Below are 6783 nucleotides of genomic sequence, written 5' to 3'. Positions count from 1 at the left end.
CCCGCCAGTAAGTGCGATCTTCGGTCCCGGCGGCAACAAGACCTCGGTCTCCGCGCGACGCTTGGCTGCAATGAAGTCGCGGGAGTCGATCATGGCTGCTGTCAGAGTGCGGTGGTTCACCAGCGACCCCGACCGGGGACGCCAGGATGAGCCAGTATGAATCTCGAAGCGCTCGATCGCCTTGTCGCGGAAGAGCTCCAGGCAGTTGCGGCGCTCGATCAGGGTGATGCCCTCCGCCGTCAAGCGCTCGAGTTCGACTGATCGAACCTCAGAGCCATTCTGCTCGCGCTGGCTCTTTTGCTGCGCCTGTTCGTTGTTGTCGAGATCGCGCTCAATGCGATCGACGGCACGATGGAAAAGGTTGACTGTCGACCAGAGCAGATCGCCCAGGTCCGGCTCGAGCCGCGTGTCGCTCAACGTCCCGACCAGGGCGTCGAACACATCGGCGACCGCGCCGGCGATCATCTTGCCCTCGGGAAGGGGCCTCGGATCGGGCTCGTCGGCGGATGGTCGGTAGCCGAAAAGCTGCAATTCGGTGAGAATGTGGTCGATCGGAGAAGTGCTGGAGTGCGGTCCGTCGTCATCATGCTCGGTCATGGCTGGGATTCCTTTGCCGGATCGGCCGCGCCCATCGCGGCCTTCGTGGCGATCACTCAGACGGCGGGCGGAACGGGCCAGAACCCGAAAGGGCCGGAGCGGCAGCGGAGGATGGCGAAGGCCGGCTATTTTGCTTCGCGATGCAAAGCGCGCGGCTCAAATGGCTAAGGCGTCTCACCGCCGGCGCGCGGCGGAAAATAGCCAGGCGCAGCCATTGCCGGCCCGATCCGGTTGCCGTCCGATCGCCCTCTAGAAGGCCGAGGTCGCGTCCTCTTCCGGCAATGGCCTCGTTATGACCGACCTATCAACGACGATCGAAACACCGGCCTATACTGCGACTACCGTCGAGGAATGCAGAAAGCGGGCGACGTCCTCTGGCACGAGTTGAAGCCGCAACTCTGCTCGGAGGGCCTCGATACCGAAGATGTGCAGGTCTTCGTTGAAATCGCGCAGCCGGGGCGACAATGTGATCGTTTCAACGCCAGCGTCTTCAGCGCGCTGGGTGAGAGTAGCCTGCACCGCATCTCCGGCGGCATCTGCGTCGTGGGCGATATAGAGCCGACGCAGGCCAGACGGCAGCAACATGGCTGAGAGGTGATTGGCCGAGAGCGCGGCGGCCATGGGCATGGTCGGCAGCACGTAACGCAATGAAAGCATGGTCTCGATTCCCTCGCCAGCGGCGAGCACGTCGTCCACCACGCCGAAGCGAACAGCGTTGCCTAGCAGGTCGCCCATCGCCCGCCGTGGCGTGTCGATCGGAGCCTTGCCGAGACGAATGCGATCAAAACCGTCTGGATCGAGCCAGGTTCGGTGCGCTCCCGTAATCCGCCCATCGAGGTCCGTGACGCGGGCAATCATCGCCGGCCAGGTTTCGGTGGGCAAATGCTCGTCTGGCCGATAGTAGCAACGTGGGTGGAAGCGCAGGCTGCCACCATGGTGGATGCGGGTTATCCCGCGGTGCTGCAGGTATGTTTCGACACAAGTCCCCTCGATCGGGCCGGATATCGCAAAGAGCCGGCGGGCGGGTTCCTGCGATCCAGCCGGCGCAACCGAACGAACCGGTTTCGAGACCAGTTGCGGCTCAGGACGAGGCAGTTTCAGAAACCGCCGTGCTTCCTCGGCAACCTCGCTGAAATCGCGCAAACCTCGGCATTCGCGGATGATGTCGAGGAGGTCGCCATGCTCGCCGGTCGCAGCATCAGTCCACTTGCCGGCGGGGCCCTTAGGTGACTCCCGAAGCCGCACGAACATCGAGCGGCCCGGCGTGTTGCGGACGTCGCCGACCACCCAGTATCGCCCCGCCCGCTTGCCATTGGACAGATAGTAGCGGCACACCGCCTCGGCCTCGCGCGCGAGGCGGCGTGCCAGTTCGCAAGCCGCGGGGGACATCACGCGGCGGCCCGCATGGCAAACGGGAAATCGGCACCGCCCCAAAGGCGGAGGCGTTGCGCATAAGCGACGTTGTGAACGGTGATGGCGCCCGTCGCCGACACATAAACCACGCGAGCCTTGGCCAAGGCGTGCGGGAGCCTCAGGCCCGCGCCCTGCTGAGAGGCTGCCTGGTCGCCACGCTCGCCTTTGCCCGCGACCGCATTCTGCATGGCATGGTTCTCGTCGAAGACGATCACTCCGTCGAAGTCGGAGCCCAACCATGTAACGATCTGTTCGACACGCGAAAGCTTCTCGCCACGCTCGTCGGTGCCTAGCGTGGCGCAGGTGGTAAATAGGAGTCCTTCCGAGAGTGGGATCGGTGTGCCCTGGCGAAACCGGGATAAAGGCGTAACGAGCAGTCGCTTCATGCCGAGCGTGGACCAGTCGCGCTGGGCATCTTCGATCAGCTTGTCGGATTTGCTGATCCAGACCGCACCGTGGCGACCCTTCAGCCAATTGTCGAGAAATAGCCCGGCGACCTGCCGTCCCTTGCCAGCGCCGGTGCCATCGCCGAGAAACCAGCCGCGACGAAAGCGGACAGCATTCTCAGCGTCGTGACGCGCGGCAGCCACAACATCAAAGGTCGCACCGACCGACCAGGAGCCCGCCAGGAATTCGGAATGAGCCTCGCCCGCATAAATGATGCTGTCGATTTGGGCGTCCGACAGAACTCCCTCTGCCACCAGACTTGAAGGCAGGTGCGGACGGCAGGACGGCTTCGGCGCAACGGACGCCGTGGCCGCGGACTGCACAAGCTTGGTCGGATGTGCGCACGATCCGGGAATACGGATCGGCAATCCGTATTCCTCATAAAGAGCATCGGTGAGGCGGGCGCGTTCCGGCGGCAACCATTCGACCGTCTCGTACGTGAGTTCGACGCCATTTGGCGCTGCGCTTTCCGAAGTGGACGACAGACGTGATGCGGAAGCGCCCACCGATCGGGACCTCGTAGGGCGTCTAATCAAGTCGGCCCCGACCGGCGCGACGATGGGCAGCATCGCGGTCGTCGAGCCAGCCTTGGCGCGCATGGCCGGGCCGAACTTGCGCAGGAAGAGAACGGTTGCCGCCTCGCAAACGTCATAGGCGGCCTTCCAGTTCCAGGGGCTGGCCGCGTCCGAGGCGCTGAACGCCGCTTCCATGGCTCCACGCAGGACGGCGGCATCGATGGGACAGCCGCGTTCCAGATCAGTAAAGAGCTGCCGGGCCACCCTGACGGCGGCGGAGGTGAGAGTTGCAGCGGCACGCATCGAGAGCGGCGCGGCGGCAGCGCCGCCGACGAGAGATTCGGTCATGATAGGATTTCTCGGGAGAGCAGGATCAGGTCGAACCATCAGGCGCTCTCCTTTGACCCGACGGCTCAAACCCTCCCCGGCCCTACTCTCCCTCTCAGCCCTCCCTCACAAAAATTGGGACCGGCGTTGCACAGCGGTCCCAAGCAACTGCAGTATGGGCTGGAGCCATTCCGCTCGATGTGTTCACTCAGCCGCCTCGAGCTGTTGCGGATCATCGTTGCCGGCGGCCTCCCGGTCCTCGTCGTCGGCGAGGAATTCCGGCAGCTTGCCCGCGTCGCTCTCCTGCTCGACTGACGACGCGCTGGAGTCGACGGAACGCGGCGGCTCTGGCAACCAGCCCGAACCATCGAGTAGACGCGCGGCCTCCTTCCTCACGTGGGCCTTCTTCAGGTGGTCGATCAGTTGCGCAGAGGATTCGCCTCTTGCTTCTCGCACTGCCTCCAGAATACGAGGCTTGGTGACCCGCCGAGATAGCTGTCGACGGTCGGTCGCCAGCCGGCTCGCACCATGAGCCCGACCGCGCGCGCCAGCACGTTGATGGGTCGAGACGCGTGCGGACACCATGGGCGGAGACGCGGCCCTGATCATCGATCGGTCTTCGAACGCGACCAGTGCCGCCTCGATTTCGCCAAGCCACTGGTCGACCTCGTCGGGCAGCTCGTCGGCATCCTGATAGTTGGATTCAAGCCTGGCCGGGAGCCTCTCTCTCGGCCTTCAACGCGCCGCGAAAAACGACCCTGCCTCTCACTCTCTTACCGCAGCGGCCGAGGATAACCTCACGCCGTTTCCTGCTCCGCTGTCTCCGTCGTCATGTCGACGAATTTTTCGGGCAAGAACCCAAGGAGATAATCCGCAACCTTGCTGGCTTGCGAGGCAGCTCGCACAATCGCGCGATTGTCCTCTCGCAGCACTTCGAGCCAGGAGCCGATATAGTCTGCGTGCCGCACCGTCGGCCCGATGCCGAGCGACGCGCAACCGAATGCGGACGATATCTCCGCGATCAATTCCTCGAAGGCGTACTTCTTGGTGCCATAGCCGCCTGACAAATCGCGGTTGAGACGCGATACGTGGCCGCTGGCATGCGCCAACTCGTGCAAGGCCGTTCGATACCAGTTGATCGGCTCGAAATAGGCTTGCGGGGGCGGCACCTGCACATAGTCTTCTGCCGGCATGTAGAAGGCGCGGTTGCCGCCAATGCGGAAGTCGATCCCCGTCGCCTTGATCAGGTATTCAACCTTTGGCTCGATCAGGCCCGGCGGCGGAGGCGGCGCCGTCGCAGCGATCTCCGACGGCAAGTCGTCGCACTGATCGGTATTGAACACCGTGAAGCGCTTGAGGAACGAGATGGCCTGCGCCTCGTCGCCTGTTTCGGTAGCGCGCCGCTTTTCGTCGGCTGGCACAAAGCGGTGGGCATAGACAACTGTAGTCCCTCGCTCGCCCTTGCGGACGTGACCACCGACCGACAGCGCCTGGCGGAAGGTAAGCCAGCTTTGACCTGTAAATGCGCGTTCGGTCGCCGCCCCCCAGAGGATTAGAACGTTGATGCCGCTATAGTGACGGCCGGTCGCGGCGCTTTTCGGCATGGCCAAGGACGCCTGCGAGGCTGCGGTGCCCCAGGGCTGCACCCATGGCACTCGGCCGGCCTCAAGTTCAGCTATGATCTTCTTGGTGATTTCGTCGTAAAGGCTTGTCCGGTCCTCACCGGTGCGCGCCCGAAGATAGTGTCTGGACATCGCGGGTCTCCGCGACGGGCGCCGCGAGCCTCTCTCGCAGCCTGTAACCCGTCACTGCAAAACCCGGCCGGCACTCTTACTCTAAGGCTCTTCAGGCGGAAACGACGCCGCGTGATTTGCGAGAGCGCCGCACGCGCACAAATGACAGAATGCCAAATCCGCGACGTGCTGAGCCTTCCATTCCATTCAACGGGACTTGGTCTCGAGGTGCGCTAGGGCCGCAGGTCCGACCAGGCGTGCGCCAAGGCCGCATCGCCTCAACGCAAAAATGGCACCCGGAGAGCGTGAGCATAGCGCCCGAAGGGGCACGCGGGTCCGAGTGCAGCGACGAGACCGGTTCAATAGCGGCACCCGGGAACGGGGCAGTGATAGCGATCGGCGCAGGCGAGCCCCTTTCCCGAGTGCCCCCGGCGAGGAGCTCCGCAACTCCTAGCGCGAGCTGAGGTATTCCGATCCCTGGCCTTTGCGGCCCTGGTCTGGGACTGATTCGGTCCAGCAAGGGACACGCAAAATTGCTTTTTCGCTGGATCTGATGTTTCACTCAAAACAACATCGATCTGTGTCGTCGAAGCGGATGGCTCGGCGGTATGGGAAGGTAAAGCCGAAAGCGAACCGACCGCGCTTATCAAAGTTCTCATTGGATGGCGCGAGCAGATTGCGCTGATTGGGATTGAGGCTTGCCTCTGTCAGAATGGCTCTATAGCGGATTGGTTGAGAGTGGTCTTAACACCGTTTGCATAGAGAGCCGACCATCTAATCACGGATTCGATGCAGGGCTTGAAGATCGACCTGGCCCTCCTCCTTTACAGCGACAAAGCGCATGGTCGGTCGCGTCCCGGCCTCAGCGATCGCCTCGGCGTCGATGATATCGTTCTTGTTTGACTTCACGTAGGGTTTCACGAATTGCGCGGGGATCAGGCGCACCTTGTGACCAAGTGCCTGTATCTTGCGGGCGAGCCACTGTGAACCGGCGCAGGATTCCATGCCAACTAGGTTGTGCCAGAGCAAGAACTGAAGAAGAGTGTCCCGTCGAAAACGAACTTTCTGAACAGGTGTGCCGTCGCAGCTCAGGCCAACGACGTGGAACAGGTTCTTGCCAATGTCGATTCCTAGTGACCTGCCACTGAGCATTTCCTCCAGAAAGAGTTAGGGTCCGGCCCGAAGAAGGACGGACAGATGAAGCGAGCACGGTTCACGGAAGAGCAGATTATTGCGGTGCTGAAGGAGCATGAGGCCGGGGCGAAGACGGCCGAGCTGGCTCGCAAGCACGGGATCTCCGAGGCGACAATCTACAATTGGAAGGCCAAATTCGGCGGCATGGACGTTTCCGAGGCGAAGCGGTTGAGGGCCCTGGAGGAGGAGAACGGGAAGCTGAAGAAGCTTCTGGCCGAGCAGATGCTCGATGCAGCCGCACTTCGCGAGCTCCTTTCAAAAAAATGGTAGGGCCCGCCGCCAAGCGCGCTGCTGTCGCGCATCTGCAGGCCGTTATGAGCCTGTCGGAACGGCGGGCCTGCTCGATCGTGGGTTCGGATCGGAAGATGATCCGCTATCGCTCCAGCCGCCCACCGGACGCAGTTCTGCGTAGCCGATTGCGCGATCTCGCCAACGAGCGGCGGCGTTTCGGATATCGCCGCCTGTTCGTCCTGCTGCGGCGGGAGGGCGAGCCATCGGGGATCAACCGGATCTACCGGCTTTATCGCGAGGAAGGGCTCACCGTCCGCAAGCGGCGG

The 6783-nt window shown here is 62.9% G+C and carries 2 protein-coding genes and 5 pseudogenes; 1 reads left to right on the top strand and 6 read right to left on the bottom strand.

All coding sequences use genetic code 11. The features are described from left to right. The 6 genes and pseudogenes from A5906_RS43870 to A5906_RS05250 all read right to left on the bottom strand — a co-directional run. A pseudogene (locus tag A5906_RS43870) lies at nucleotides 1-597 on the bottom strand (hypothetical protein); the annotation flags it as partial. Nucleotides 598-924: 327 nt separating this feature from the next. Beyond that, nucleotides 925-1986 carry a DUF7146 domain-containing protein gene (locus A5906_RS05270; RefSeq protein WP_080134222.1) on the bottom strand — a complete coding sequence of 354 codons (1062 nt, stop codon included), beginning with the start codon at nucleotides 1984-1986 and terminating at the stop codon, nucleotides 925-927. An 8-nt stretch (nucleotides 1987-1994) separates the two neighbouring features. Further along, nucleotides 1995-3320 (bottom strand): annotated as a pseudogene (locus A5906_RS05265) (strawberry notch family protein); the annotation flags it as partial. A gap of 183 nt (nucleotides 3321-3503) precedes the next feature. Next, a pseudogene (locus A5906_RS05260) lies at nucleotides 3504-3906 on the bottom strand (DNA-binding protein); the annotation flags it as partial. Between the two features lie 190 nt (nucleotides 3907-4096). Further along, nucleotides 4097-5053, bottom strand: coding sequence for an ArdC family protein (locus tag A5906_RS05255; RefSeq protein ID WP_080134221.1), 957 nt, complete (start codon nucleotides 5051-5053; stop codon nucleotides 4097-4099). A gap of 756 nt (nucleotides 5054-5809) precedes the next feature. Continuing rightward, nucleotides 5810-6184 (bottom strand): annotated as a pseudogene (locus A5906_RS05250) (IS110 family transposase); the annotation flags it as partial. A 45-nt stretch (nucleotides 6185-6229) separates the two neighbouring features. Between A5906_RS05250 and A5906_RS05245 the strand changes: the two are divergent. Then, nucleotides 6230-6783, top strand: a pseudogene (locus A5906_RS05245) (transposase); the annotation flags it as partial.

This window comes from Bradyrhizobium sacchari (assembly GCF_002068095.1).
GTDB lineage: Bacteria > Pseudomonadota > Alphaproteobacteria > Rhizobiales > Xanthobacteraceae > Bradyrhizobium > Bradyrhizobium sacchari.
Note: the sequence above shows the minus strand (reverse complement) of the source record. Positions and strands in the feature narration are given on the sequence as shown.

Coding starts and splice junctions, on each gene's coding strand:
- A5906_RS05270 (WP_080134222.1), bottom strand. CDS start 1,986: ATGTCCCCCGCGGCTTGCGAACTGGCACGCCGCCTCGCGCGCGAGGCC.
- A5906_RS05255 (WP_080134221.1), bottom strand. CDS start 5,053: ATGTCCAGACACTATCTTCGGGCGCGCACCGGTGAGGACCGGACAAGC.